The organism is Pseudaquabacterium terrae (genome assembly GCF_013266755.1).
In the GTDB taxonomy this organism is placed as follows: Bacteria; Pseudomonadota; Gammaproteobacteria; order Burkholderiales; family Burkholderiaceae_C; genus Pseudaquabacterium; species Pseudaquabacterium terrae.
The window spans coordinates 942,218-968,816 of record NZ_JABRWJ010000001.1 but is presented as its reverse complement, the minus strand read 5'-3'; the positions used below and the strand labels follow the sequence as shown (position 1 = coordinate 968,816).

Sequence of the window (26,599 nt, the reverse complement as noted above, 5' to 3'; positions counted from 1 at the left end):
CACGACCCGATGAAGATCGCCGCCCTGCAGATGGTCTCGACACCCGATGTCGAGCGCAACCTCGCCGCCGCCGCGCGGCTCGCGGCCGAGGCCGCCGCGGCCGGCGCGCAACTCATCGCGCTACCCGAATACTTCTGCCTGATGGGCCGCAACGACCGCGACAAGCTCGGCATCGCCGAGCGCCTCGGCGAAGGCCCGATCCAGGCCGCGCTGGCGACGATCGCACGCGAGCACCGGCTGTGGCTGATCGGCGGCACGTTACCGCTGCGCACTGCAGACCCCGAGCGCGTGCGCAACAGCAGCCTGGTCTTCGCGCCCGACGGCACGCGCGTGGCGCACTACGACAAGATGCATCTGTTCGCGTTCGACAACGGCCGCGAGCGCTACGACGAGGGCCGCGTGCTCGAAGCCGGCAGCGCGCCGGTGGCCTTCGACGCCGGCGGCTGGCGCGTCGGGCTGTCGGTCTGCTATGACCTGCGATTCCCCGAGCTGTACCGCGCGCTGATGCACCCGCCCTGCGACCTGATCGCCGTGCCGTCGGCCTTCACCTACCCGACCGGCGAGGCGCACTGGGAGCTGCTGCTGCGCGCCCGCGCAGTCGAGAACCAGTGTTACGTGATCGCGCCGGCGCAGGGCGGCCGCCACGAGAACGGCCGCCGCACCTGGGGCCACAGCCTGATCGCCGATCCCTGGGGCCAGGTGCTCGCCTGCCGCGACGAGGGCGAGGGCATCGTGCTGGCCGAGCTTCACCGGCAGCGCCTGGCCGAGGTGCGGCAGCAGCTGCCGGCGCTGGCGCACCGGCGGCTGTAGCGTCCTTTGTGCGTTAGCGCGGCGGCAGCTCGCCGCGCCGCGGCAGGTCCGCACCGCGGCGCGAGCAGGTGATCGCCGCCGCTTGCACCGCAAAACGCAGCGCGGCGTCCAGCTCGGCGTCGCCGAGGCCGGCGAGACCCGCCGGCGTCGCCCGGTCGTGCTCGGCCAGCCAGGTGAGTAGCGCGGCCTGGAACGTATCGCCGGCGCCGACGGTGTCGACCAGCGCGACCGGCGCCGGCGCGGCCGCGACCGTGTCGCGCGCGGTGAAGCCCACAGCGCCATCGCCGCCGCGCGTGACCACCACCAGCGCGACGCCGGCGGCCAGCGCCTCGCGCGCAAAGTCCTCGGCCGCGCGCCCCGGGTAGAGCAGCGCGAGGTCCTCGTCGCTCAACTTGAGCAGGTGGGTGCGCGGCAGCATCCACTGCAGCGTCGCGCGCCAGACGGCCAGGTCGGGCTCGACGTTGCTGCGGATGTTCGGATCGAAGCTGATCAGGCTGCGCCGGTGTTCGCGCTCGACCAGCAGCCGCTGCGTCGAGCCGGTCGGCTCGACCACCATCGCATACGAGCCGAAGTGGAAGGCGCGCGCCTGCGCCGGCACGGCCGCCAGGTGCTCCGGGCGCAGCAGCCGGTCGGCAGCGCCGTGGCCGTAGAACGCGTACGAGGGCACGCCGTGCGCATCGAGCCCGACCAGGCTCAGCGTCGTCGGCGCGTCGATGCGGGCGACGCAGCCGGTGTTGATGCCTTCGTCGGCGAAGGCACGCAGCAGGCGCTCCCCGGCGAAACCGCTGCCGATGCCGCCGAGGAAACCGACCGGCTGCCCGAGCCGGGCCAGGCCAAGCGCGACATTGAACGGCGAGCCGCCAATCCGGCCGTCGAAGCCGATGCCGGTGGGCGTGTCGCCGGTGGCGAAGACATCGAACAGCGCTTCTCCGCAGACGATGAACATGGTCGGAACTCCTGGAAAACCATTAATCAATCAACTTGATTTATTAAAGCACAGCGCCAACAATTCAGGCAACCCGTAGCAACCCCGACGCTGCCCTCCAGGAGACCCGACCATGCAAGCCTTCTTCACTGCCTCGCTGCTGGCGCTCGCCGCTGGCGCCGCCGTTGCCGCCGACGCCCCGGTGATCGGCCTGATCACGAAGACCGAGACCAACCCGTTCTTCGTCAAGATGAAGGAGGGCGCCGCCGAAGCCGCGAAGGCCAAGGGCGCCAAGCTGCTGTCCGGCGCCGGCAAGGCCGACGGCGACAACGCCGGCCAGATCACCGCGATCGAGAACATGATCGCCGCCGGCGCGAAGACGATCCTGATCACGCCGAGCGATTCGAAGGCCATCGTGCCGGCGATCAAGAAGGCGCGGGCCTTGGGCGTGATGGTCATCGCGCTCGACAGCCCGACCGATCCGGCCGAAGCCACCGACGCGCTGTTCGCCACCGACAACTACCGCGCCGGCGTGTTGATCGGCCAGTACGCCAAGGCCGCACTCGGCGGCAAGCCGGCGAAGATCGTGATGCTCGACCTGTTCCCCGGCCACCCGGTCGGCGCGCAGCGCCACAACGGCTTCCTGAAGGGCTTCGGCCTCGCCGCGCCGGATGCGAAGAGCAACGAGCTCGGCAAGGCGCCGGAGATCGTCTGCATGGCCGACAGCTTCGGCGACCAGGCCAAGGGCCAGACGGCGATGGAGAACTGCCTGCAGAAGGCGCCCGAGGTCACTGTCGTCTACACGATCAACGAGCCGGCCGCCGCAGGCGCCTTCAACGCGCTGAAGAAGGCCGGCAAGGAGCAGGGCGCGATCATCGTCTCGGTCGACGGCGGCTGCCAGGGCATCAAGGACGTCGGCGCCGGCAAGATCGCCGCCACCTCGCAGCAGTACCCGCTGAAGATGGCGGCGATGGGCGTCGAGGCCGGCGTCGAGTACGCCAAGAGCGGCAAGAAGGTCGCCGGCTACACCGACACCGGCGTGACCTTGATCGCCGCGAAGGCGGTGGGCGGCGTCGACAGCAAGGACGTCGCGGCCGGCACGTCGCTGTGCTGGGGCAAGAAGTGATCGGGCGGCGATGATGAGCACCACCACCTTGTCCCCGCCCGCCGTCACCACCATGCGCGCCCTCCACGACAAGCTGCCCCCGCTCGGCACCTTGGGCCCGCTGGTCGCGCTGCTCGCCGCCTGCGTCTTCTTCGCGACGCAGAGCGACCGCTTCCTGACCGGCGCCAACCTGTCGCTGGTGCTGCAGCAGGTGATGGTCGTCGGCGTCATCGCGATCGGCCAGACGCTGATCATCCTGACCGCCGGCATCGACCTGTCCTGCGGCATGGTGATGGCGCTCGGCGGCATCGTGATGAGCAAGTTCGCGACCGAACTCGGCCTGCCGCCGGCGTTGGCGATCGCCTGCGGCATCGCCGTGACCACGCTGTTCGGCCTGATCAACGGGCTGCTGGTCACGCGCATCAAGCTGCCGCCCTTCATCGTCACGCTGGGCACGCTGAACATCGCCTTCGCGATCACGCAGCTGTATTCGAACTCGCAGACGGTGACCGAGCTGCCGCCGGCGTTGACGGCGCTGGGCAATACCTTCACGTTCGCCGGCACCGAGGTGGCATGGGGCGCGCTGCTGATGCTCGCGCTGTTCGGCCTCGCCTGGTTCGTGCTGCGCGAGACGGCGGCCGGCCGGCACGTCTACGCCGTCGGCAACAACGCCGAAGCGACGCGGCTGGTCGGCATCCCGACGCAGCGGGTGCTGCTCGGCGTCTACGTGATCGCCGGGTTGTTCTACGGCATCGCATCGCTGCTGTCGGTGGCGCGCACCGGCGTCGGCGATCCGAACGCCGGGCAGACCGAGAACCTCGATGCGATCACCGCGGTCGTGCTCGGCGGCACCAGCCTGTTCGGCGGCCGCGGCGTCGTGCTCGGCACGCTGGTCGGCGCGCTGATCGTCGGCGTGTTCCGCAACGGGCTGACGCTGATGGGCGTGTCGTCGATCTACCAGGTGCTGGTGACCGGCGTTCTGGTGATCCTGGCGGTGGCCGCCGACCAACTCTCACGCAAGGGAGCCCGATGATGATGTCTGCTGCCCCGCAGATCGTGATGCAGGCCAAGGGCCTGGTGAAGCGCTACGGCCAGGTCACTGCACTCGATGGCGCCGACTTCGAGCTGCGCGCCGGCGAGATTCTGGCGGTGATCGGCGACAACGGCGCCGGCAAGTCGACGCTGATCAAGGCGCTGTCCGGCGCGCTGGTGCCCGACGACGGCGAGATCCGCCTCGACGGCCAGCCGATCCGCTTCAAGAGCCCGATCGACGCGCGCCGCGCCGGCATCGAGACCGTCTACCAGGACCTGGCGGTGGCGCCGGCGATGACCATCGCCGAGAACCTGTTCCTCGGCCGCGAGCTGCGCCGCGACGGTCTGCTCGGCCGCGTCTTTCGGATGTTGGACAAGAAGCGCATGCTGCGCCTGAGCATCGAGCGCATGCAAGACCTGAAGGTTGGCATCCGCTCGATGACGCAGGCCGTCGAGACGCTGTCGGGCGGGCAGCGGCAATGCGTCGCGGTGGCACGCGCGGCGGCCTTTGCCCAGCACGTGGTCATCATGGACGAGCCTACCGCCGCACTCGGCGTCAAGGAAGGCAACATGGTGCTCGAGCTGATCCGCCGCGTGCGCGACCAGGGGCTGCCGGTGGTGCTGATCTCGCACAACATGCCGCATGTGTTCGAGGTCGCCGACCGCATCCACGTCGCGCGGCTGGGCAAGCGGGCGGCGGTGCTCGACCCGAAGCGCGTCAGCATGAGCGACACCGTCGCGGTGATGACCGGCGCGCTGCTGCCGGAAGACCTGCCTGCCGGGAGCCTGGCCCATTGAACCCGCAGACCGCATGGACCCCGTCGTAACGCCGGATCCTCACCTGCGCCCGCGCGGCTCGAGCCAGGGCGGCTTGCGCCAGTACAACGAGCGCGTCGTGCTGCAGGCGATCCGCCTGCACGGCGCGCTCCCGGGCGCCGAGCTGGCCCGGCTGACGCAGCTGACGGCGCAGACGATCTCGCTGATCACGAAGCGGCTGCTCGACGACGGCCTGCTGCGCAAGGGCGAGCCGCAGCGCGGCAAGGTCGGCCAGCCCTCGGTGCCGCTGGCGCTGAACCCCGATGGCGCCTACGCGGTCGGGATCAAGGTCGGCCGGCGCAGCCTCGACGTGCTGCTGGTCGACTTCGTCGGTGCGGTGCGCCGGCGCTGGTCGCTCGACTACCGCTATCCGGAGCCGCAGGCGCTGCTGGCCGAGATCGGCCGCCGCCTGCAAGACATCCGCGCCGGGCTCGATGCCGAGGCCATCGCGCGCGTGCAGGGCGTGGGCATCGCGGTGCCGCTGTCGCTCGGCGGCTGGCAGACGCTGCTCGACATGCCGCCGGACGTCGCCGCGCGCTGGCCCGAGACCGACCTGCGCACCGAGGTCGCCGCGCTCGCCGAGTGGCCGGTGCACCTGCTGAAGGACACCGCCGCGGCCTGCGTCGCCGAGCTGGTGGCCGGGCACGGCCGCAGCACGCCGAGCTTCCTGTACGTCTTCGTCGACACCTTCATCGGCGGCGGGCTGGTGCTCGACAGCCACCTGCGCGCCGGCCTGCACGGCAACGCCGGCGCGATCGGCTCGCTGCCGCTGGCCCCGGCCGCCAACGGTGCGGCGCCGGCGCAGCTGCTCAGCATTGCGTCGCTGGTCAACCTGGAGCGGCTGTACGCGGCGGCCGGGCTGGACCTCGGCGCGGTGGCCGACGAACGTGCGCTCGAACCGCCGTGGGCGCCGTGGACCGAGCGCTGGCTGGCCGAGGCGGCGACGGCGATCGCCTTCGCGATCGACAGCGCGGCCTGCCTGCTCGACCTCGACAGCGTGATCCTCGACGGCTCGTTCAGCCGTGCGCTGCAGGCGGCGCTGCTGGCCGCTATCGAGCGTGCGCTCGACCGCCACGACTGGGAAGGCGCCAATCGCCCGCCGCTGCAGGCCGGCCGCATCGGCCCCGATGCGCGGGCGATCGGCGGCGCGCTGCTGCCGCTGTACGCCAACTTCGCGCCCGACCGCGAGCTGTTCCTGAAGATCGCGGCCGAGTAAGGCGCTGGCGGATCAGCGCCGCCCGAACATCATCCGCCGCGCGAGCAGCGATTTCAGCGGCGGCAGCGCCTGCAGTGCGGCGAGGCTCAAGCCCCGCGCGGCCGGCAGCCCCGGCCAGCGCCAGGTGAAGCTGCGGGCGAGGAAATCGGTCGCCGCGATCATCGCCCAGCGGTCCGGCGCGCGCGACCACTCGACGCGCCGCAGCGCGGCGCCGACGCTCGGGGCATCACGCAGCGCGAGCACCAGCTCGAACGCATCGCGCAGGCCCAGGTTCAGGCCCTGGCCGGCGACCGGGTGCAGCGTTTGCGCGGCATTGCCGATGCGCACCGTCGCGCCGTCGACCAGCGTGCGTTCGGCATTCAGCCCGAGCGGGAAGGCCTTCAGCGCGCTGATCGCCACGGGGCGGCCGGCGGCCTCGGGCAACTGGCTTTCGAGCACGACCAGGCGCTGTGCATCGTCGAGCTCGCGCACCGGGTCGTCGTCGCTCGGTACGCACCAGACCAGCGCGGCGCGCAGCGGGCCGCTGGCCGGGTGGGCGGCGCTCACCGGCGCCAGCGGCCGCAGCGGCAGCACCGCCAGCGGTCCGTGGCGCGTGAAGCGTTCGACCGCCAGGCCGCGTGTGCCGCCGGCGAGCTCCAGCGTGCCGACCCAGGCGGTCTGGCGGTAGTCGTGGCGCAGCGGCTCGCGTTGCCGCGGCGCGAGCGCGCGGCCCGGGCTCTCAGCGAACACGCCGCCTTCGGCGATGACGGCCAGGTCGAAACGCTCGGCCACGCCGGCATCGATCTCGACGCCGCTGGCGAGCGGCTTCAGCGCGGTCACCGGCTGGCCGAAGCGTGTCGACAGCCGCTCGGGATGCTGCGCAGCGAGCTCCAGCCAGGCCTGCTGCAGCGGCGCGACCAGCCGCCCGTAGCTCAGCACCGCGCCGAGCATGCGCACCGCCTCGTCGATCGCGCGGATGCGTACGGCGCTGTCGGCGGCGAGCGTTGGCGGTGCCTGCGAGACATGCACCTCGAGGATCGGCTCGGCATCGGCCGCCGGCCAGGCCTGCAGCCGCTGCAGCAGCTGCACGCTGCCGAGCGACAGCGCCAGCGTACGCGGGTCGGCGGAGACGTCCTTGTCGAGCGGGCGGGCGTCGAAGAGGCTGATGCGGCTGGCCGGCAGCGTGCGCGCCGCGTGCAGTGCGAGCGCCAGTCCGACCGGGCCGGCGCCGATGACGGCAATGTTCAAGGCTGGGGGCATCGCGGTTCCTCGGGGGGAACGTATTATTCGCCGGCACCCCTTTCTCTCGGGTGTTCTTGCAAGGAGCGCTGCCATGGGCCTGATGGACTTCATCAAGAAACAGTTCATCGACATCCTCGAATGGACCGAGAGCCAGGATGGCGTGATCGCCTGGCGCTTCCCGATGGCGCAGAACGAGATCCAGTACGGCGCCTCGCTGACGGTGCGCGAGAGCCAGATGGCCGTCTTCGTCAACGAGGGCAAGGTGGCCGATGTCTTCGGCCCCGGCATGTACAAGCTGACGACGCAGACGCTGCCGGTGCTGACGTATCTCAAGAACTGGGACAAGCTGTTCGAGAGCCCGTTCAAGAGCGACGTGATCTTCTTCAGCGCGCGCCAGCAGATCGACCAGCGCTGGGGCACGCAGCAGCCGGTGACGATCCGCGACAAGGACTTCGGCGCGGTGCGCCTGCGCGCCTTCGGCAACTACGCCTACCGCGTCGCCGACCCGAAGAAGTTCTACACCGAGATCTCCGGCACGCGCGAGGTCTACACGGTGGCCGATCTCGACGGCCAGCTGCGCGGCCTGATGCTGCAGCACATCAGCGATGCGGTGGCGCGCAGCGGCATCCCGTTCCTCGACCTGGCGGCCAACCAGATCGAGTTCGCCAAGCAGATCCGCGAGGCGACCTCACCGTCGTTCGAGGCCATCGGGCTCAAGCTCGAAGGTGTCACGGTGCAGAACGTCTCGCTGCCCGAGGAGCTGCAGAAGATCCTCGACCAGAAGATCGGCATGGGCATGGTCGGCAACGACATGGGCAAGTTCATGCAGTACCAGACCGCGCAGGCGATGCCCGAGCTGGCCAAGAGCGCCGGCGACGGCGGCGGCAGCATGGCCGGCAGCGCGATGGGGCTGGGTGCCGGCGTGGCGCTCGGCCAGGTGATGGCGCAGAACCTGGCGGCCGGATTGCAGACGAGCCAGCCGGCCGCCGCCGCCGCGCCGCCGGCGGCAATCCGGCCCGACGAGGTGATGGCCACGCTCGAAAAGCTGGCCGACCTGAAGTCCAAGGGCATCCTGACCGAGGACGAGTTCAACGCCAAGAAGGCCGAGTTGCTGAAGAAGCTGGTATAAGCCCGCGCCATCTTGGCCACCGGATCGCAGCGCGTCTGGCGCGCGGCGTGCCCCAACTGCGGCGCGCCGGTCGAGTTCGCCTCCGCCGCCTCGGCCAGCGCGGTCTGCAGCTTCTGCCGCTCGACGCTGCTGCGCGACGGCGAGGCGCTCAAGCGCATCGGCCAGAGCGCCGAGCTGTTCGACGACCACTCGCCGCTGCAGCTCGGCGCCTCGGGCAAGCACGAGGGTGCAGCGTTCACGATCGTCGGCCGGCAGCAGATCGGCTACGAGGGCGGCAGCTGGAACGAGTGGCACATCCTCTTCAATGACCGCAGCGCGTGGTTGTCCGAGGACAACGGCGCCTACGTCATTGCGGTCGACGCCCCGCTGACCGGCCCGGTCCCAGAGCCGGGTGAGCTGTTCCCCGGCCAGCGCCGTGTCGTCAGCGGCGCGATCTGGGATGTCGCGTCGGTGCAGCAGGCCAAGGTGCTGGCGGCCGAGGGCGAGCTGCCGCTGCCGCCGCGGCTCGATGGCGGCGAATTCGCCGTGGCCGACCTGCGCAACCAGCAGGACGAGGTCGGCACGCTCGACTGGCGCGATGCGCAGCGGCCGAGCTGGTCGGTCGGCCGATCGGTGCGGCTGGTCGACCTGGCACTGACCGGCCTGCGCGGCGAAAGCGAGAAGACGCTGCGCAGCCAGGCGATGAACTGCCCGAACTGCGGCGCATCGCTCGAGCCGAAGCTTGACAGCACGAAGTCGATCGTCTGCGGCCAGTGCGACGCGGTGGTCGACATCTCGAAGGGCCCCGGCGCCGACCTCACGCACTACCAGCAGCAGGCCGCCGGCACGCCGCCGCTGATCCCGCTCGGCCGCTCGGGCAAGCTGGCGCTCGGCGCGAAGGGCACGCCGGCGATCGACTGGCAGGTGGTCGGCTACGTCGAGCGCATCGAGGTCGACGTCGAGGCCGGCGAAGACCAGCCGACCTGGCGCGAGTACCTGCTCTACAACCGCAGCGAAGGCTTCGCCTTCCTCGTCGATGCCGAGGACGGCTGGAGTTATGCGCGGCCGATCACCGGGGTGCCGAAGATCAAGGACCAGCGCGTCGACTACCAGGGCAAGACCTACCAGCAGCTCTACAGCTACTCCGGCGCGGTGACCCACGTGCTGGGCGAGTTCTACTGGCGCCTGGCACGCGGCGAGAAGACCCGCAACACCGACTTCGCCGCCGGCGAGCTGCGGCTGAACCGCGAGCAGACGGGCAAGGAAGTGACCTGGTCGGCCGGCGCCGCGCTCGACTCGGACGCGGTCGCCACCGCCTTCGGCCTCGGCACCAGCGAGGCGCTGGCGATGCGCCGCGATGCCAAGGCCTTCGGAGGCGGCACGGGCCGCGGCGGTGTCAAGACCTGGCTGATCGTGCTGGTCGTCGCCGTCGTGCTGATCTCGATCGTCTCGAGCTGCGGCGATAGCGACGACTGCCAGCCGCTGCGCCAGAGCTTCGGCGAAGCCAGCGCCGAGTACCAGCAATGCCTGCGCAGCCAGCGCTCGGGCAGCGCTTTCCGCACCGGCGGCGGCGCGTTCGGCGGCTTCAGTTCAGGCGGCGGCCACAAGTAGCGGCGTGAAGCGCAACACAAGGAGCGAAGAAGATGGGATTCGAATGGCTCAAGCCCGGCGTCGTGCTGGGATCGATCCTCTACGCCTTCATCGGCGTCGCGGTGCTGTGGCTCAGCTTCGTGATCATCGACAAGATCACGCCGTACAGCCTGTGGGAGGAAATCTGCGAGAAGAAGAACATGGCGCTGGCGATCGTCGTCGGCGCGATGTTCATCGCGATCGGGCAGATCGTCGCCGCGGCGATCCACGGCTAGGTTGAATGGGTCCCCGGCCGCCGGGCGGCCGGGGCCGTGAACTACCTTCCGATGTGCTCGGCCAGGAAGGCCTCCAGCTCGCGGAAGAACTGCGTGCGGTGCGCCTGGTTGCTCAGGTGGTGGTCGCCTTCTTCCTGCTTGACGAAGCGGTGCGGCTTGCCGGCATCCTTCAGCGCATCGGCCATCATGTCGCTGTGCTCGAACGGCACGCTGCGATCCAGCGTGCCGTGCACCAGCAGCACCGGGGCTTTGAACTGCGCGGCCAGGCGGCGCGGTGACGTCGCTTTCAGGCGCTCGCTGTCGTCCCAGGTCGAGCCGACCTGGCGCTCGAACACTGCCGCGCCGTTGACGAAGCCGCGCTGGTGCGCACCGAGCGCCATCAGATCACTCACCCCGGCGAAGCTGACGACGCAGCGATAGAGCTCCGGCGTCTTCGCCGCGCCCATCAGCGCCGCATAGCCGCCATAGCTGCCGCCGACGATGCACACCCGCGACGGATCGGCCGCGCCGCTCTTCGTCAACCACTGCACCGCATCGCTCAGGTCGTCCTGCATGTCCAGCCCCCAGCGCTTCAGCCCGGCGCGCATGTGCTCGTGGCCGAAGCCCCAGGAGCCGCGGAAGTTGACCTGCAGCACCGCGTAGCCCCGGTCGGCCAGGAACTGCACCCAGGGGTCGAAGTCGATCGTGTCGTTGCTGATCGGACCACCGTGCGGCAGGATCACCGCCGGCAGCATCCGCGGCGGGTCGCGGCCCGGCGGCAGCGTCAGGTACGAGGGCAGCGCGGTGCCGTCGCGGGCGCTGATCGTCAGGGCGCGCTTGCGCGCCAGCGGCTTGTCGACGAGTTGCGGATAGGTGCCGGCCAGCAGCGCCAGCGTACCGCCTTCGCGCAGGCCGACGTAGTACTCGCCCGGCACGCCGTTGCCGGTCGAGTACAGCAGGTAGCGCGAGCCGTCGGCGCTGAATTGCAGCAGCCGGTTGCGGCGCTCGGGCAGCGCGCGGTCGATCGCCTGCAGCAAGCCCTTGGTATCGGCGTCCCAGAAGCCGGCCGCGGCATCACCGAGCAGGTTGACGCGCACGCCGATCGCCTGGCCCGTCTTCGGCGCGGTCATCAGCTCGCCGCCGAGGTCGAAGCGCGGGTGGCTCACCAGCAGCTTGCGCGGCAGGTCGGCTTGGCTCAGGTCGACTTCGAACACCGCGCGGCGACCCTCGTGGTCGGCCTGCACGATCAGCCGGTTCGGGTCGGCGCGGAAGCCGATCGGCCACACCGCGTCGCGATCGAAGACGTCGAACGACCACGCCGTGCGCCAGCGCTGGCCCTCCGGATCGCTGACCAGGATCTCGACCTTCGCGTCGCGTTGCTTGATGCCGACGCGCACGCGATGGCTGCCGTCGGTGATCCAGCGCCGCACGTCGCTGCGCGCGCCATGCACCGGCGTGCGGCGACCCGTCTCGACATCCACCCGAAAGACCAGCGGATCGAGGCCGCTGTCGTCGACCAGCTGCAGCAACACGTGGCGACCATCATCGGGCAACCAATCGATCACCTGGTCCTGGAATTGCGCGTGCTGCGATCGGTCGAAGGCGGCCCGGCGCACCAGGTTGACGATGCCCGTGCCGTCATGCTTGATCGAAACCAGCCGAGTCTCGGAAATCTCGACCCAGCCATGGCGGCTCGGATAGCGCACGCTGACGACCAGGCGCTCGTTGTTGACCCAGCGGATCCACCCGAAGCGGAACTGCCGGTTGTCGGTCTTCAGCAGCGAGCGCAGCGGCACGCCGCCGGCGACCTCGCGCGTGGCCAGCAGCGTGTCGTCGCCACGGTTCATCAGTGCCGCGAAACGCTTGCCGTCCGGCGACAGCACGACGTCCTGCACCAGCGGCAGGTTCGCGAAGGCCTGCAGCGGCAGCGGTGCCGGTGCCGTGGTGTCAGCGGCGTGTGCGGCGGCGCAGCACAGCGCCAGGAGCAGGGCGCGCAAGGTCGCCGGCATGTTGTGTCCTCCCGAGGTCATCCCGACCGGGATGATAGAGACCCCGCCTGCTACGCTCGCGCCAGCCATGTCCGCTCCGATCGCTGCCGAATCCCCGCCGTCGACGCCCGGCATCGCGCCGGCCGAGCTCGCGCTGCTGGCGTCGGTGTTCGTCGTCGCTGCCTGCGGCCTGGTCTACGAGCTTGCCGCCGGCGCGCTGGCGAGCTACCTGCTCGGCGATTCGGTGCTGCAGTTCTCCACCGTCATCGGCAGTTATCTGTTCGCGATGGGCGTCGGCTCGTGGCTGTCGCGGCACATCGAGCACCAGCTGGTGGCGCAGTTCCTGCGCATCGAGCTGCTGGTCGGCCTGGTCGGCGGGCTGATGCCGGCGGCGCTGTTCGCCGCACACAGCCTGCTGCCGGCCGGCCATGCGCTGTCGTTCCGGCTGCTGCTGTACGGGCTGGTGCTGGTGGTCGGCATCCTGGTCGGGCTCGAGATCCCGCTGGTGATGCGCATCCTGAAGCGCCATTTCCAGCAACGTTACGCACTGAAGGAGCTGGTGTCGCAGGTGCTGACCTTCGACTACCTCGGCGCGCTGGCGGTGTCGGTGGCCTTCCCGCTGCTGCTGGTGCCGCATCTGGGGCTGGTGCGCACGGGGGTCTTCTTCGGCCTGCTGAATGCCGCGGTCGCGGTGTGGGCGCTGTGGCTCTTTCGCGGCGAGCTGCGCACGCTGCGCGCGCATGCGCTGGCCTGCGCCTTCGTCATCGGCGTGCTGCTCGCCGCGCTGGCCGGCGCCGACCGGCTGACCAGCTGGGCCGAGGACCGCTTCTACGGCGACCGCGTCGTGCTGCGCGAATCGAGCGCCTACCAGCGCATCGTCGTCACCGCCGGTCCGGCGGGCGTGCGGCTCTTCCTCAACGGCAACCTGCAGTTCCACTCGCGCGACGAGTACCGCTACCACGAGGCGCTGGTGCACCCGGCGATGGCGGCGCACGGTGCGCCCAAGCGCGTGCTGGTGCTCGGCGGCGGCGACGGCATGGCCGTGCGCGAGGTGCTGAAGTACCCGGGCGTCGAGCGCGTGACGCTGGTCGAGCTCGATCCGCACATCACGCGGCTCTTTGCCGAGCTGCCGCTGCTGCGCACGCTGAATGCCGATGCGCTGCGCTCGCCGAAGCTGACCATCGTCAACACCGATGCCTTCGGGTGGCTCGAACAGCAGCGCGAGGTGTTCGACGTCATCGTCGTCGACTTCCCCGATCCCAGCAATTTCTCGCTCGGCAAGCTCTATTCGACGACCTTCTACCAGCGCCTCGACCAGCACCTGGCCGCCGGCGGCTACGCGGTGGTGCAGACCACCTCGCCGCTGATCGCGCGCAAGAGCTTCTGGACCGTCGCGACGACGATCGAAGCGGCCGGCCTCACCGCGACGCCGTACCACGCGCACGTGCCGAGCTTCGGCGAGTGGGGCTTCATCCTCGCCAGCCACCGGCCCTGGCGCGTGCCGGATGCGCTGCCGCCGGGGCTGCGTTTCCTCGGCCCGGACACCGCGTGGGCGGCGCTGTTCAGCTTCCCGCCCGACATGGCGCGCGTACCGGCCGAGCCGAACCGGCTGTCGAACCAGACGCTGGTGCACACCTTCGAGGCCGAGTGGGGCAAGGTGCACGAGTGAGTTGGCGTCGCCGCAGCGTGCTGGCGGCCGGCGTGGCGCTTGTGGCCGGCTGCGAGCAGCGCCCGGCGACCCATCCGGCGGTGGCCGGCGCGCAATGGCTGGGCGCCGCGCATGCGCGCGGCCATCGCCTGCGCACCGCGCGCAGCGGTGCACCGCCGGCCCCCGCCGTGCAGCGCCGCACCGACGTGCTGGTGATCGGCGCCGGCATCGCCGGACTCGCCGCGGCGCGCGCGCTGCAGCGTGAAGGCGTCGGCGACCTCGCGCTGCTGGAGTTGGAAGACCAGCCCGGCGGCAACAGCCGCGGCCACGCGCTCGGGGGCTTGAGTTGCCCGCTGGGCGCGCACTACCTGCCGGTGCCGGGCGACGCGGCGCACGAGGTGCGCGACTGGCTGCAGCAGATCGGCCTGATGTCGCTGCGCGCCGGCCGCTGGGTCGCCGACGAGCGGCACCTGTGCCACAGCCCGCAGGAGCGCTTGTTCTTCGACGGTGCCTGGCACGAGGGCCTGCTGCCGCCGGCCGAGCCGGGCTCGGCGACGCTCGAGCAGTACCGCGCCTTCGCGCAGCGCGTGGCCGCGGCGCAGCGGCTCGGCTTCGCACTGCCGACGCAACGCGCGCGCTGGACCGCCGAGCATGCGGCGCTCGATGCCGTGACCTTTGTCGACTGGCTAACGCGCGAAAGACTCGTCGACGAGCGGCTGCGCTGGTACCTCGACTACGCCTGCCGAGACGACTACGGTGCCGGCCTCGGCGAGGTCTCGGCCTGGGCCGGGCTGCACTACTTCGCGAGTCGCCACGGCTTCGATGCGCCGGGGGATGGCGATGGCGCGCGCGACGCGGTGTTCACCTGGCCCGAGGGCAACGCCTGGTTGGTCGAGCGGCTGGCGGCACCGCTGCGCGATCGGCTGCATGGCGGCCGCACGGTGCTGCGCATGGCGCAGACGCGCGACGGCGTCGACGCGCTGGCCTGGGACGAATCGAGCGGCCGCGCCGAGGCCTGGCACGCACGGGCCGTGCTGCTGTGCGTGCCGCTCTTCGTCGCCGCGCGCCTGATCGACCAGCCATCCGACGCCCTGCGTGCCGCGGCCGCGCAGCAGCCGCACGCGCCGTGGCTGGTCGCCAATCTGCAACTGCGCGCGCCGCTGCTCGACCGCGGTATCGGCGCGCCAGCGGCCTGGGACAACGTGCGCTACGGCGGCGGTGCGCTCGGGTATGTCGATGCCGGTCACCAGCGCCTGAGCCCGTTGCCGCAGCCCACGGTGCTCACCACCTACTGGGCATTGCCGCGCGCGCAGCGGGGCGCGCTGCTCGACGGCAGCGCAGCAAGCTGGGCGCAGCAGGTCGTGGACGAGCTGCTGCCGCTGCATCCGGACCTGCCGGAGAAGCTCGAACGCATCGTGCTGATGCGCTACGGCCATGCGATGAGCATCCCGGTGCCGGGGCTGCGCTCGTCGCCCGCATTGGCGGCGCTGGCGCGCAGCGACGGCCGCGTCCGTTTCGCGCACAGCGACCTGTCGGCGTACTCGATCTTCGAAGAAGCCTTCACGCACGGCGACAGCGCCGGCACGCGGCTCGCACGCTGGCTGCGGGCGGCGGCATAAGCCCCGCGCCGATGCGGGCCGGCCCGCGCTTGTTACCCTGCGGCCCCTTCGATCAACCGCTCAACCCCCACATGCGATACCGCCGCCTCGGCCATGCCGGCCTGCGTGTCAGCGAGCTCTCGCTCGGCTCCTGGGTCACGTACCACAACCAGGTCGACGTCAACGCCGCGGTCGAGATGCTCGCCGCCGCGCTGGACGCCGGCATCAACTTCTTCGACAACGCCGAGGCCTATGCCGGTGGCCACAGCGAAGAGGTGATGGGCCAGGCGCTGAAGCGCCTGAACAAGCCGCGCCTGCACTACGTCGTCTCGACGAAATTCTTCTGGGGCCTCGATCGCCAGGGCGACGCGGTCAATCGCAAGGACACGCTGAACCGCAAGTACCTGATGCAGGCCATCGACGGCTCGCTGCAGCGCTTCGGCCTCGAGCACATCGATCTCGTCTACTGCCACCGGCCCGACCCGCACACGCCGATCGAGGAGACGGTGCGCGCGATGAGCGACATGATCACGCAGGGCAAGGCGCTGTACTGGGGCACCAGCGAGTGGTCCGCGGCCGACATCCGCGCCGCCTGGGCGATCGCCGAACGCCACCACCTGCACAAGCCGGTGATGGAGCAGCCGCAGTACCACCTGTTCCACCGCAAGAAGGTCGAGCAGGAATACGCGCGGCTCTACGAGGACATCGGACTCGGGCTGACGACCTGGAGCCCGCTCGCCTCGGGCCTGCTGACCGGCAAGTACAAGGACGGCATCCCGGCCGGCACGCGCGGCGCGATGGAGACGATGGGCTTCCTGCGCGAGCAGCTGACCGACGCGGCGAAGAACGCCGCGGTGCAGCAGCTCGGCACGATCGCCGCCGAGCTCGGCGCGACGACCGCGCAGCTGGCGATTGCGTGGGTGACCAAGAACCCGCGCGTGTCGACGGTGATCACCGGCGCATCGAAGCCGGCGCAGCTGCAGGACAACCTGGGCGCGCTGGCGGTGGCCGACCAGCTGACGCCCGAGCTGATGCAGCGCATCGATGCGATCGCCCAGCCGTTGGTCAGCGGCTGATCACCCTTCGATAACGCGCCGCGCTGCCGAGCCCGGCGCGCTGCAGCGCGGCGTTCAGATGGCTCAGGTGCGCATAGCCGGCCTGGTCGGCCACCTGCTGCAGCGGCAGCCGGCCGGCGGCCAGCAGCGCACGCGCCTTCGCGAGCCGACGCTGCATCACCCAGGCGTGCGGGCTCAGGCCGAAGCTGGCCTTGAACATGCGCACGAAGTGGTAGCTCGACAGGCAGGCCGCGTCGGCCAGCGCGTCGAGGCCGGGTGAGCTACCCGCCGGCGCGCTTTCGATGCAATCGAGCACGCGCCGCCGTGCGGCCGGCGACAGGCCGCCGCGCGCGGCCAGCCGCGCCGCCGGCGGCCGTTGCGTCGCGCCATGCGCGCTCAACAGCCGCGCCTGCATCTGCAAGGCCAGCTCCTGCAGCGCGAGGCTCGCATCGCTGTGGTCCCAGTCGAGCGCGACGATGCGCCGCCCCAGCGCATGCAGGACCGCATCGTCGAAGTAGATGCGGTCCTGCAGGTCGGCGAGCCGCGGGTCGCGGTCGAACCAGCATTCCGCGGCCAACGCCAGCGGCAGCGTCGGCAGGTACAGGTGCAGCAGTTGCAGCGAGCCGTTGACGTGCCAGCGCGACTCGTGCCCGGCCGGCATGCAGCACAGGCTGCCGGGCGCGCCGCGCGCTGCCGGCTGGTCTAGGCAGCGCACCTGTTCGCCCCCTTGCAGGTACAGCGACAGCGTGTGGTGCCCGGGCTGGTGGTAGGCCGTCTCGGTGTCGGCATTGCGCCACTGCACGAGCCACGCGCCGCCGCTGCCCAACGCGTGCGAACGCAGCGGCGCCGCCTGCGAGCGCAGCAGCTCGCGGCAGACGGCGAATTCGGCAACCGGCGGGGACGTGGACATCGGCGCAGAGCTTACGCGCGCGTCCAAGCAAGCGGGCCGGGCAGCCGCACAAAACCGCAAGATCCTGCGACGCCTGCACGCTTGCGCCCGCCAGACTCGAGCGCATGACGACGACCGCCGCGCTGTACCTGCTGACCGTGCTGATCTGGGGCACGACCTGGATCGCCTTGAAGCTGCAACTCGGCGTCGTGCCGGTGGCCTGGTCGATCGCCTGGCGCTTCGCGCTGGCTGCGCTGGTGCTGCTGGGCTGGCTGGCCTGGCGCCGCGAAGCCAAGGCGCCGCCGAGGAGTGCCTGGCCGCTGCTGCTGGCGCAAGGGCTGTGCCTGTTCTGCCTGAACTTCCTGTGCTTCCTGCATGCGAGCCGCTGGATCGCCAGTGGCCTGGTGGCGGTCTGCTTCTCGACCGCGCCGCTGTGGAATGCGCTGAACGCGCGGCTCTTCCACGGCCAGCCGCTGCAGCCGCGCGTGCTGCTCGGCGCGGTTCTTGGACTGGCCGGCCTCACGCTGCTGTTCGGCACCGACCTGTTCACCGGCCTGGGCACGCGCGAGACGCTGTGGGGCCTCGGCCTCGCGCTCGCCGGCACCTACTGCTTCTCGCTCGGCAACCTGCTGTCCGGCGCGCTGCAGCGCCAGGGCCTGAAGCCGCTGCAGACCAACGCCTGGGCGATGCTCGCCGGCACGGCGATGGTGTCGGCCTATGCGCTGGCCAGCGGCCAGCCGCCGGCCTTCGATGTCTCGCCGGTCTACGTCGGCGCCTGGCTGTACCTCGCGATCCCCGGCTCGGTGATCGGCTTCACCGCCTACCTGACCCTGGTCGGCCGGCTCGGTGCCGACCGCGCCGCCTACTGCACGGTGCTGTTCCCGGTCGTCGCACTCAATGTCTCCGCGTTCTTCGAGGGTTATCGCTGGACCCTTGGCGGACTGCTCGGCCTCGGCCTGGTGGCGGCGGGCAACGTCGTCGTGTTCTGGCGCGGGCGGGCCGTCGCCGGCGAGCGCGGCCCGGTCCGCGGCCGCGCGGCCGACGCTCAGGCGTGACAGGGCGGCTCGTTGTGCTGCATGCGCGCTTGCTGCGCGCGGCCGCAGTTGAGGGTCCACGCCGCGCCGGTGGTCTCTGGTTGTCGTGGTCAGCCGGCGGGGTCGAGCGCCGCTAGCTGCTGCGGCGTGCCCAGGTTGTGCCACGGCCCTTCGAGCAGGCGACCAGCGAGCCGCCCGGCCGCGGCCGCGTCGAACAGGTAGCGGTTCAGCTTGGCCGGCGTGCCGGGCGCCAGGCCGTCGACCAGGCAACGTCGGACCAGCGCGATATTGGCGTAAGTGAGCGGCCTGGGGCCATCGTCGCGCTGCACGCGGTCGCCGTCGAGGCGGAAGTCGCCGGCCGTGTTGAAGTCCGGGTTCGGCACCAGCCAGATCACGGCGTCGTCGCTGCCGGCGGCAAAGGCCTGCGCCAGCGCCGGGTCGAAGACGAAGCCGGGGATGACGATGTCGCCCGAGACCACCCAGAAGCTCTCGCCCAGCCACCGCAGCGCCTTGGCGATGCCGCCGGCTGTCTCCAGCGCGCCGCCGTGGTCGCGGCCTTCCATCGAGTAGCGGATCGACAGGCCCCAGCGGCGGCCATCGCCGAGCGCGGCGGGGAACTGCTCTTCGAGCCAGGCGGTGTTGATCACCACCTCGCGCACGCCATCGCGCGCCAGGGCCTCGAGCTGCCATTCGATCATCGGCTTGCCGTGCACCGGCAGCAGCGGCTTCGGCGTCGCATCGGTCAGCGGCCGCATGCGCTCGCCGCGGCCGGCGGCCAGGATCAGCGCGGTGAGATTCGGGCCGGGCATCAGCGGCTGCCGCGCGCGACGCGTTGCAGATGCGACGAGCGCGGCGAGAAGCCCGCTTCGAGCAGCGCGAGCAGCGTTTCGGCACGCCCGGAGTTGTCGGCGCCGAAGTTGCAGACGTAGACGTCCAGCGTCGCGGCCCGCAACTCGGGCCAGGTGTGCACGGCGACGTGAGACTCCGCGAGCAATACAACCCCGGTGACACCGCCACCTTCGTCGAAGCGGTGGAACAGCTCGCCGACCGGCGTCAACCCGGCCAGTCCAACCGCCTCCAGGCACAGCGCGCGCAGCGCCGCGACGTCGGTCATCACCGGCCGCGGCGGGTCGCAGCCATGGAGGTCGGCGGTGAGGTGCAGGCCTTGCATCAGCGCCCGCCCGGCCGCCCGAAGGGCGCTGAGTGCCCCTCGGGGGCCGCGAACGCAGTGAGCTGGGGGTCGTTCATCGTTGGATTATCGAGCCGCTAAAATCCGCGTTTCCCCCAGGTTCCACCCCCCTCCCCACACCGCCCGCCCCCGGTGGTGCACACGCATGTCCTCGATCCTCACCCAAGACAGTTCCCTGATGGCCAACGCGATCCGCGCGCTGGCGATGGATGCCGTGCAGCAGGCCAATTCCGGCCACCCCGGCGCGCCGATGGGCATGGCCGACGTTGCCGTCGCGCTGTGGGGCCGGCACCTGAAGCACAACCCGGCCAATCCGCAGTGGCCCGACCGCGACCGCTTCGTGCTGTCGAACGGCCACGGCTCGATGCTGATCTACGCGCTGCTGCACCTGACCGGCTACGACCTGGCGCTGTCCGAGCTGCGCAACTTCCGCCAGCTGCACAGCAAGACGCCGGGCCATCCGGAGTTCGGCATCACGCCGGGCGTCGAGACGACGACCGGCCCGCTCGGCCAGGGCCTGGCGAATGCCGTCGGCATGGCGCTGGCCGAGAAGCTGCTGGCGGCCGAATTCAACCGCCCCGGCCACTCGATCGTCGACCACCACACCTTCGTGTTCATGGGCGACGGCTGCCTGATGGAAGGCATCAGCCACGAGGCCTGCGCGATCGCCGGCGCGTGGAAGCTGAACAAGCTGGTCGCCATCTACGACGACAACGGCATCTCGATCGACGGCCAGGTCGCGCCCTGGTACATCGACGACGCGGGCAAGCGCTTCAGCGCCTACGGCTGGGACGTCATCGGCCCCGTCGACGGCCACGACGTCGAGTTGATGGACCGCGCGATCGCCAAGGCCCGGCAGTCGGCCGCCAAGCCGACGCTGATCATCGCCAAGACGACCATCGGCAAGGGCTCGCCGAACCGCGCCGGCAGCGCCAAGGCGCACGGCGAGGCGCTGGGCCTCGAGGAGTGCAAGCTGACCCGCGACGCCTTGTGCTGGACCCACGAGCCCTTCGTGATCCCCGAGGCGGCCTACGAGCTCTGGGACGCCAAGGCCAGCGGCGAAGAGGCCGAGAGCGCCTGGGCCGCGCGCTTCGCGACCTACAAGGCCGCGCACCCCGAGCTGGCGGCCGAGTTCGCACGCCGCGTCGCCGGCGAGCTGCCGGCGGACTTCGCGCAGACCGTAGTCGATGCCGCGGTCGCCGCGCACACGCAGGCGCAGACCGTCGCCAGCCGCAAGGCCAGCCAGCTGGCGCTCGAAGCCTTCACGAAGGCGCTGCCCGAGATGCTCGGCGGCTCGGCCGACCTGACCGGCTCGAACCTGACCAACACCAGCTCGACGCCGCCGCTGCGCTTCGATGCCGACGGCCAGCCGACGGTCGATGCCAACGGGCGCCTGGGCCGCCACATCAACTACGGCGTGCGCGAATTCGGCATGGCTGCGATCATGAACGGCGTCGCGCTGCACGGTGGCCACATCCCCTACGGCGGCACCTTCCTGACCTTCAGCGACTACAGCCGCAACGCGATCCGCATGGCCGCGCTGATGAAGTCGCGCGTGATCCACGTCTTCACGCACGACTCGATCGGCCTCGGCGAAGACGGCCCGACGCACCAGAGCGTCGAGCATGCCGCCGCACTGCGGCTGATCCCCGGCCTCGACGTCTGGCGTCCGGCCGACACCGCCGAGACGGTGATCGCCTGGGGCTGCGCGCTGCAGTCGAAGCACCGGCCGAGCGCGCTGCTGCTGTCGCGCCAGAACCTGCCGTATGCGCCGAAGTCCGGCCTCGAGGACATCGCCAAGGGCGCCTACGTGCTGGCCGAGCCGGCCGAGGTCGGCCTGAAGCAGAAGGCCCGCGCGGTGATCATCGCCACCGGCTCCGAAGTGCAGCTGGCGATGCATGCGCAGGCCGAGCTGGCGCAGGTCGGCATCCCGGTGCGCGTGGTCTCGATGCCGTCGACGACGGTGTTCGACCGCCAGAGCGTGGCCTACAAGCGCAGCGTGCTGCCCGACGGGCTGCCGCGCATCGCCGTCGAGGCCGGCGTCACCGACTACTGGTGGAAGTACGGCTGCGCCGCGGTGGTCGGCATCGACACCTACGGCGAGAGCGCGCCGGCGCCGGCGCTGTTCAAGCACTTCAACCTCACTTCGGACAACGTCGCCGCGACGGTGCGGAAAGTTCTCTCGAAGTAACCGGCCGCGGCCACAATTTCGCGTTCACCCCTGGAGAGACAAGATGACCCTGAAGATCGGCATCAACGGCTTCGGCCGCATCGGCCGCATGGTGTTCCGTGCCGCGGTGCAGAACTTTTCCGACATCGAGATCGTCGGCATCAACGACCTGCTGGAGCCCGACTACCTGGCCTACATGCTGAAGTACGACAGCGTGCACGGCCGCTTCAAGGGCGAGGTCGCCGTCGACGGCTCGACGCTGATCGTCAACGGCAAGCGGATCCGCCTGACCGCGGTCAAGGACCCGGCCGAGCTGAAGTGGGGCGAGGTCGGCGCCGAGGTCGTCGTCGAGTCGACGGGCCTGTTCCTGACCAAGGAAACCGCGCAGAAGCACATCGATGCCGGCGCGAAGAAGGTCATCCTGAGCGCGCCGTCGAAGGACGACACGCCGATGTTCGTCTACGGCGTCAACGACAAGACCTATGCCGGCCAGGCGATCATCTCGAACGCCTCGTGCACGACGAACTGCCTGGCGCCGGTCGCCAAGGTGCTCAACGACAGCTTCGGCATCAAGCGCGGCCTGATGACGACGGTGCACGCGGCCACCGCGACGCAGAAGACCGTCGACGGCCCGAGCAACAAGGACTGGCGCGGCGGCCGCGGCATCCTCGAGAACATCATCCCCAGCTCGACCGGCGCCGCGAAGGCCGTCGGCGTCGTGATCCCCGAGCTGAACAAGAAGCTTACCGGCATGGCCTTCCGCGTCCCGACCTCCGATGTCTCGGTGATCGACCTGACGGTCGAGCTGAACAAGGAAGCCAGCTACGAGGACATCTGCAACGCGATGAAGGCGGCCGCGGCCGGCCCGATGAAGGGCGTGCTCGCGTACACCGAGGACAAGGTCGTCGCCACCGACTTCCGCGGCGAGTCCTGCACCAGCGTGTTCGATGCCGAGGCCGGCATTGCGCTGGACAAGACCTTCGTCAAGGTCGTCGCCTGGTACGACAACGAGTGGGGCTACTCGAACAAGGTGCTCGAGATGGCGCGCGTCATAGCCGGCTGACGCCTTTCCTCGCCTGCGCGGACGTGAAATGTGTCCGCTTCGACGCCCGGCTCCGGCCGGGCGTTGCGCTTCTTCACGGGGCATTTACGCTGCGCCGCTAGCATCACGCCCGATGAACACGCGACTCTTCCGCCTGATGGGGCTGTTTTTGCCGGCACTGCTGGCGCTGTTGCCGGCCGTGCCGCGCGCCGAGCCGGGGCCGCGCTGGGCGCGACCCGCGGCCAGCGAGGCCGAAGACGCCTCGAATGCCCGCGTGATCGTCAAGTACCGCGCCGATGCCGCGCTGATGCGCGCGCTGTCCGCGCGCGACACGGCGCCGGCCCGGCCGCAGCATGCCGCGGCGCTGTCGCAGCGACTCGCGCTGCCGCTCGCCGACGGCCCGGCGCTCGGCGCGCGCATGCAGGCGCTGCGCGGGCGCGGCTTGTCGTCGACGCAGCTCGCCGCACGGCTGGCGGCGCAACCGGACGTCGAATGGGCGGTGCCTGACCTGCGACGCCGCCTGCTCGCACTGCCCAACGATCCGTACTTCGGCGACAACCTGGGCGGCGGCGTGACGCCGACCGCCGGCCAGTGGTATCTGCGCGCACCGACCGCCAGCACGGTCTCGGCGGTCAACGCCGTCGGCGCCTGGGACTTCACGATCGGCTCGCCCGCCCTGACCGTCGCGGTGCTCGACACGGGCGTGCGCTTCGACCATCCGGACCTCGCCGGCAAGCTGCTGCCGGGCTACGACTTCATCAACGATCTGACGACGGCTAACGACGGCAACGGCCGCGATGCCGACGCCAGCGACCCGGGCGACTGGAGCAATGCCGGCGAGTGCGACGCCGGCGAGCCGGCATCGTCGAGCAGCTGGCATGGCACGCAGGTCGCCGGCCTGATCGGCGCGGCCAGCGACAACGGCCAGGGCATCGCCGGCACCGCCCGCAACGTGAAGATCCTGCCGGTGCGCGTGCTCGGCCGCTGCGGCGGCTATGACAGCGACATCCTCGCCGGCATGCGCTGGGCCGCGGGGCTCTCGGCCGACCCGGTGCCCAATCCGAATCCGGCGCGCATCCTGAACATGAGCCTCGGCTCGAGCGGCCCCTGCCTGGCCTCGTACCGAGACACGGTCGCCGAGCTGAATGCCGCCGGCATCGTCGTCGTGATCGCCGGCGGCAATGCCACCGGGCTGGCGGTGAGCACGCCGGCGAACTGCGCCGGCGCTGTCGCCGTCGCCGGCGTGCGCCACACGGGCACCAAGGTCGGCTACTCGAACGTCGGCCCTGAAATGACCCTGGCCGCGCCGGCCGGCAACTGCGTCAACACGAGCGGCGCCTGCCTGTACCCGCTGCTGACGACGACCAACAGCGGCAGCACCGCGCCGGCGAGCAACATCTACAGCGACAGCTTCAACTACTCGGTCGGCACCAGCTTCGCCGCGCCGATCGTCGCCGGCACCGTCGCGCTGATGATGTCGCTCGACCCGACCCTGACGCCGGCGCGCGCCAAGGCGACGCTGCAGGCCACCGTGCGCCCGTTCCCGGCCAGTGGCGCCGACGCTGCCGTCGTCGCCTGCCGCGCGCCCACGGCGGCCGAGCAGTTGGAGTGTTATTGCACCACCACCACCTGCGGTGCGGGCCTGCTCGATGCGGCCGCCGCCGTGGCCAAGGTGCGCGCCGACGGCGCACCGGCGCCGACGGTGCTGATCAGCGTGTCGAGCGCCGCGCCGACCGCCGGCGCGAGTGTCACGCTGGGCAGCGCCGGCACGGTCGCCGGCGCCGGCCGCACGATCGTGGCCTACCAGTGGAGCATCACCGCCGGCAGCGCGCTCGCCGCCTTCAGCGGACCGACTGACCAGGCCAGCGCGACGCTCGTGACCAGCGCCGCCGGCAACGTGACGGTGCAGCTGACGGTCACCGACAGCCTGGGCGCCAGCAGCGCAGCAACGACGACGATCGCCATCGCTGCGGCGCCGGTGACGCCGGTGACGCCTTCGGGTGGGTCCGGCGGCGGCGGGGGCGGGGCGGTGAGCTTCGCCTGGCTGATCGGCCTGGCCGCGGCGCTGCTGCTGTTGCGCCGGGACGCGTCGATTAAGCGCTAGGAGCTCAGGGCCCGCTGGCTGGCGCCGGTGCGGTGGGCGCGCTGCTCGCCGCCGCGCGGCGCGGCGCGCTGGCCGCGCGGACGGGGGCCGAGGCCACGCGAGCCGGCACCGAGGCCGCGACAGCGAGCGGGCCGATCGGGGCGACCACCGCCGCCGCGGGCGTCGACCCGCAGGCGGCGAAGCCGGCGATGCCCGGGCCGAGCTTCAATGCCGAGAGCTTGTCGCGCAGCGCCGGATCGGCCGCCGGCAGGCGCAGCGTCACCGCCGGTGCCGGCGCGACCAGCGTGATCACGCGCGCGGTGCGCAGGCCGCGCTGCGACAGCCGGCCGAGCTCGGCCTCCGCGGCGGTCTTGTCGTCGAAACGCGAGAGCACCAGGCCGGGCATCAGCTCGGGCGCGTTCTTCATCGGCTGGCCTTCGATGCGCAGGCGCTTCAACTCCTCGATCTTGCGTTCCAGCGCCTCGTCGTCGGCATAACGGCCCATGTAGATCAGGAACGTGCCCTTGCGTTCGCTGGCCACCGGCTGCCAGCTGCCGGCCGCGACGCCGGCCTGCAGCAGCAGCTTCTCGACAGCGGCCACGGCACCCGGCGCCAGCGGTCCGGCTTCGAGGCACAGGCCCGGCGGTGCCGCGGCGCTGGCCGCGGCCGCCGCTTCGATCGCCGCCTCGGCCTTCGCGGCCGCCGCGAGCGCGGCACTCGCGGCGCCCGGTTTGAGCAGCGTCACGAGTTCGGGCTGGACCTGCCGCTGCAGCCGCTCGGGCTCGCGCTGCGCATCGGCGCGGCGGCCGGTCAGCCGATCGAAGGCCCCTTGGGACCAGGCGAAGACGAGGGCATTGGCCAGCAGCAGCGTCACCACCAGCGCCCTCAGCATGCGGGCGCCTCCGGGTTCTCCGAGGCGTCGCCGGCGTCGTCGTCGCTGTTGTCGCCGCTGTGGTCGCCGACGAGCCGCACGCTGACGACTTCGCCGCTGGTGATGCGCTGCCGCGCCGTGCCGACGCGCAGCAGCAGCGCGCCGTCGGCATCGACGCCCTCGGCCACCCCTTCCGGGGCCTCGGCGAAGCTGGTGGTCACCGGCTTGCCGAGCAGCGCGTCGCGGCGCGCATAACGCGGCTGCAGCGGCGCGAAGCCGTGGCGCTCGAAATCGAGCAGCAGGCGCACCAGCGGTTCGGCGACCTGCGCCAGCGCCTGCGGCGCATCGATCGCCGGCAGGAACTCCTGCAGGCACGCATAACCCCAGCTGAGATCCTTCAAGGCCTGCGGGAGCACGTTCAGGCCGATACCGATCACCGCCATGCGGCGCTGGCCGACCGGCACCGTCTCGATCAGGATGCCACCGAGCTTGCGGCCCGGACCGTCGGATTCGAGCAACATCAGGTCGTTCGGCCACTTCAGGCCGATGCGCGGCGCCTGGCCGGCTCCGAGCGGATCGAGCGCATCGGCGACCGCGATGCCGACGGCCAGTGACAGGCCCGACCAATCCGGCGGCTTCAGCGGCAAAGACAACGAGAAGGTCAGCGACGCGCCGGCGGTCGAGTACCAGGGCTTGCCCTGGCGGCCGCGGCCGCGAGTCTGCGACTCGGCGACCAGCAGGCACGGCTGCGTGTCGCCGGCGCGCCGGCCATGCGTCGAGGCCGACGCCGCATCGTCATGCGCACCGGCGCGGCGCGCGCGTTCGAGCAGCTGCGTGTTCGTCGAGTCGATGCGCGCGACCATCTCCACCGACAGCCCCGGCAACAGCGGGGTCAGGCGCTGCCACAGCGTCTCGGCGCCCCATTGCAGGTGGTGGGTGTCGGACATCTCGCCAA

23 protein-coding genes are annotated in these 26,599 nt (G+C 71.1%); 15 read left to right on the top strand and 8 right to left on the bottom strand.

Annotated elements, in window-relative coordinates; all coding sequences use genetic code 11:
- Positions 1-9 precede the first annotated feature (9 nt).
- Positions 10-810, top strand: coding sequence for a carbon-nitrogen hydrolase family protein (locus HLB44_RS04490; RefSeq protein WP_173120981.1), 801 nt, complete (start codon positions 10-12; stop codon positions 808-810).
- A gap of 13 nt (positions 811-823) precedes the next feature.
- On the opposite strand, the gene HLB44_RS04485 is transcribed toward HLB44_RS04490, so the two are convergent.
- Positions 824-1,756 (bottom strand): carbohydrate kinase family protein, encoded by a 933-nt coding sequence (locus HLB44_RS04485; RefSeq protein ID WP_173120979.1) that lies wholly within the window; start codon positions 1,754-1,756, stop codon positions 824-826.
- Positions 1,757-1,868: 112 nt separating this feature from the next.
- Here HLB44_RS04485 and HLB44_RS04480 point away from each other — a divergent pair, with 112 nt between their 5' ends.
- From HLB44_RS04480 to HLB44_RS04465, 4 genes are read left to right on the top strand one after another with little or no spacing between them, the layout of a single operon-like run.
- Positions 1,869-2,861: a sugar ABC transporter substrate-binding protein gene (locus HLB44_RS04480; RefSeq protein ID WP_173120977.1), complete on the top strand. Its 993-nt coding sequence runs from the start codon at positions 1,869-1,871 to the stop codon at positions 2,859-2,861.
- Between the two features lie 52 nt (positions 2,862-2,913).
- The gene (locus HLB44_RS04475) at positions 2,914-3,873 is read left to right on the top strand and encodes an ABC transporter permease (protein ID WP_246312085.1); all 960 of its coding nucleotides are present in this window, start codon (positions 2,914-2,916) and stop codon (positions 3,871-3,873) included.
- 2 nt (positions 3,874-3,875) lie between these two features.
- Positions 3,876-4,670, top strand: coding sequence for an ATP-binding cassette domain-containing protein (locus HLB44_RS04470; protein WP_425500765.1), 795 nt, complete (start codon positions 3,876-3,878; stop codon positions 4,668-4,670).
- A 13-nt stretch (positions 4,671-4,683) separates the two neighbouring features.
- On the top strand, positions 4,684-5,904 hold the full coding sequence (locus HLB44_RS04465; protein ID WP_173120971.1) for an ROK family transcriptional regulator: 1,221 nt from the start codon (positions 4,684-4,686) through the stop codon (positions 5,902-5,904).
- Positions 5,905-5,916: 12 nt separating this feature from the next.
- Here the strand turns inward: HLB44_RS04465 and HLB44_RS04460 are convergent, their stop codons facing one another.
- Positions 5,917-7,143 (bottom strand): FAD-dependent monooxygenase, encoded by a 1,227-nt coding sequence (locus HLB44_RS04460; RefSeq protein ID WP_173120969.1) that lies wholly within the window; start codon positions 7,141-7,143, stop codon positions 5,917-5,919.
- Between the two features lie 73 nt (positions 7,144-7,216).
- Here HLB44_RS04460 and HLB44_RS04455 point away from each other — a divergent pair, with 73 nt between their 5' ends.
- The 3 genes from HLB44_RS04455 to HLB44_RS04445 are packed head-to-tail and all read left to right on the top strand — an operon-like array spanning position 7,217 to position 10,098.
- Entirely contained in the window at positions 7,217-8,254 is a 1,038-nt protein-coding gene (locus tag HLB44_RS04455; RefSeq protein ID WP_173120967.1) for an SPFH domain-containing protein, read from the top strand.
- A 12-nt stretch (positions 8,255-8,266) separates the two neighbouring features.
- The gene (locus tag HLB44_RS04450) at positions 8,267-9,844 is read left to right on the top strand and encodes a DUF4178 domain-containing protein (protein ID WP_173120965.1); all 1,578 of its coding nucleotides are present in this window, start codon (positions 8,267-8,269) and stop codon (positions 9,842-9,844) included.
- 32 nt (positions 9,845-9,876) lie between these two features.
- Positions 9,877-10,098, top strand: coding sequence for a DUF350 domain-containing protein (locus HLB44_RS04445; protein WP_173120963.1), 222 nt, complete (start codon positions 9,877-9,879; stop codon positions 10,096-10,098).
- Positions 10,099-10,139: 41 nt separating this feature from the next.
- Here HLB44_RS04445 and HLB44_RS04440 read toward each other — a convergent pair whose 3' ends face one another.
- Positions 10,140-12,086, bottom strand: a complete 1,947-nt coding sequence (locus tag HLB44_RS04440; protein WP_173120961.1) for an alpha/beta hydrolase family protein — start codon at positions 12,084-12,086, stop codon at positions 10,140-10,142.
- Positions 12,087-12,153: 67 nt separating this feature from the next.
- Here HLB44_RS04440 and HLB44_RS04435 point away from each other — a divergent pair, with 67 nt between their 5' ends.
- The 3 genes from HLB44_RS04435 (at position 12,154) to HLB44_RS04425 (ending at position 16,387) form a co-directional block, all read left to right on the top strand.
- Positions 12,154-13,734: a polyamine aminopropyltransferase gene (locus HLB44_RS04435; protein WP_173120959.1), complete on the top strand. Its 1,581-nt coding sequence runs from the start codon at positions 12,154-12,156 to the stop codon at positions 13,732-13,734.
- On the top strand, positions 13,731-15,332 hold the full coding sequence (locus HLB44_RS04430; RefSeq protein WP_343051220.1) for an FAD-dependent oxidoreductase: 1,602 nt from the start codon (positions 13,731-13,733) through the stop codon (positions 15,330-15,332). Before HLB44_RS04435 ends, HLB44_RS04430 begins: the two co-directional genes overlap by 4 nt.
- Before the next feature lie 71 nt (positions 15,333-15,403).
- Positions 15,404-16,387 (top strand): potassium channel beta subunit family protein, encoded by a 984-nt coding sequence (locus HLB44_RS04425; protein ID WP_173120954.1) that lies wholly within the window; start codon positions 15,404-15,406, stop codon positions 16,385-16,387.
- Here the strand turns inward: HLB44_RS04425 and HLB44_RS04420 are convergent.
- On the bottom strand, positions 16,377-17,276 hold the full coding sequence (locus HLB44_RS04420) for a helix-turn-helix transcriptional regulator (protein ID WP_173120952.1): 900 nt from the start codon (positions 17,274-17,276) through the stop codon (positions 16,377-16,379). The genes HLB44_RS04425 and HLB44_RS04420 overlap by 11 nt on opposite strands.
- A gap of 104 nt (positions 17,277-17,380) precedes the next feature.
- On the opposite strand from HLB44_RS04420, the gene HLB44_RS04415 reads away from it, so the two are divergent.
- Entirely contained in the window at positions 17,381-18,310 is a 930-nt protein-coding gene (locus HLB44_RS04415; RefSeq protein WP_173120949.1) for a DMT family transporter, read from the top strand.
- An 89-nt stretch (positions 18,311-18,399) separates the two neighbouring features.
- On the opposite strand, the gene HLB44_RS04410 is transcribed toward HLB44_RS04415, so the two are convergent.
- Both HLB44_RS04410 and speD read right to left on the bottom strand, forming a co-directional pair.
- Positions 18,400-19,098, bottom strand: a complete 699-nt coding sequence (locus HLB44_RS04410; RefSeq protein WP_173120947.1) for a nucleotidyltransferase family protein — start codon at positions 19,096-19,098, stop codon at positions 18,400-18,402.
- Positions 19,098-19,460, bottom strand: a complete 363-nt coding sequence (gene speD / locus HLB44_RS04405; RefSeq protein ID WP_173120944.1) for an adenosylmethionine decarboxylase — start codon at positions 19,458-19,460, stop codon at positions 19,098-19,100. The genes HLB44_RS04410 and speD overlap by 1 nt, the downstream gene beginning before the upstream one ends.
- A gap of 163 nt (positions 19,461-19,623) precedes the next feature.
- On the opposite strand from speD, the gene tkt reads away from it, so the two are divergent.
- From tkt to HLB44_RS04390, 3 genes are all read left to right on the top strand, one after another.
- Positions 19,624-21,669 carry a transketolase gene (tkt, locus tag HLB44_RS04400; protein WP_173120941.1) on the top strand — a complete coding sequence of 682 codons (2,046 nt, stop codon included), beginning with the start codon at positions 19,624-19,626 and terminating at the stop codon, positions 21,667-21,669.
- A 43-nt stretch (positions 21,670-21,712) separates the two neighbouring features.
- Positions 21,713-22,711: a type I glyceraldehyde-3-phosphate dehydrogenase gene (gene gap, locus HLB44_RS04395; RefSeq protein ID WP_173120939.1), complete on the top strand. Its 999-nt coding sequence runs from the start codon at positions 21,713-21,715 to the stop codon at positions 22,709-22,711.
- Between the two features lie 112 nt (positions 22,712-22,823).
- A complete protein-coding gene (locus HLB44_RS04390; RefSeq protein ID WP_173120937.1) occupies positions 22,824-24,794 on the top strand; it encodes a S8 family serine peptidase in 1,971 nt (656 codons plus the stop codon).
- A gap of 4 nt (positions 24,795-24,798) precedes the next feature.
- Here HLB44_RS04390 and HLB44_RS04385 read toward each other — a convergent pair whose 3' ends face one another.
- Together HLB44_RS04385 and HLB44_RS04380 are read right to left on the bottom strand one after the other, a co-directional pair.
- Entirely contained in the window at positions 24,799-25,665 is an 867-nt protein-coding gene (locus HLB44_RS04385) for an SPOR domain-containing protein (protein ID WP_173120935.1), read from the bottom strand.
- A complete protein-coding gene (locus tag HLB44_RS04380; protein WP_173120934.1) occupies positions 25,659-26,591 on the bottom strand; it encodes a biotin--[acetyl-CoA-carboxylase] ligase in 933 nt (310 codons plus the stop codon). The genes HLB44_RS04385 and HLB44_RS04380 overlap by 7 nt, the downstream gene beginning before the upstream one ends.
- Positions 26,592-26,599 lie beyond the last annotated feature (8 nt).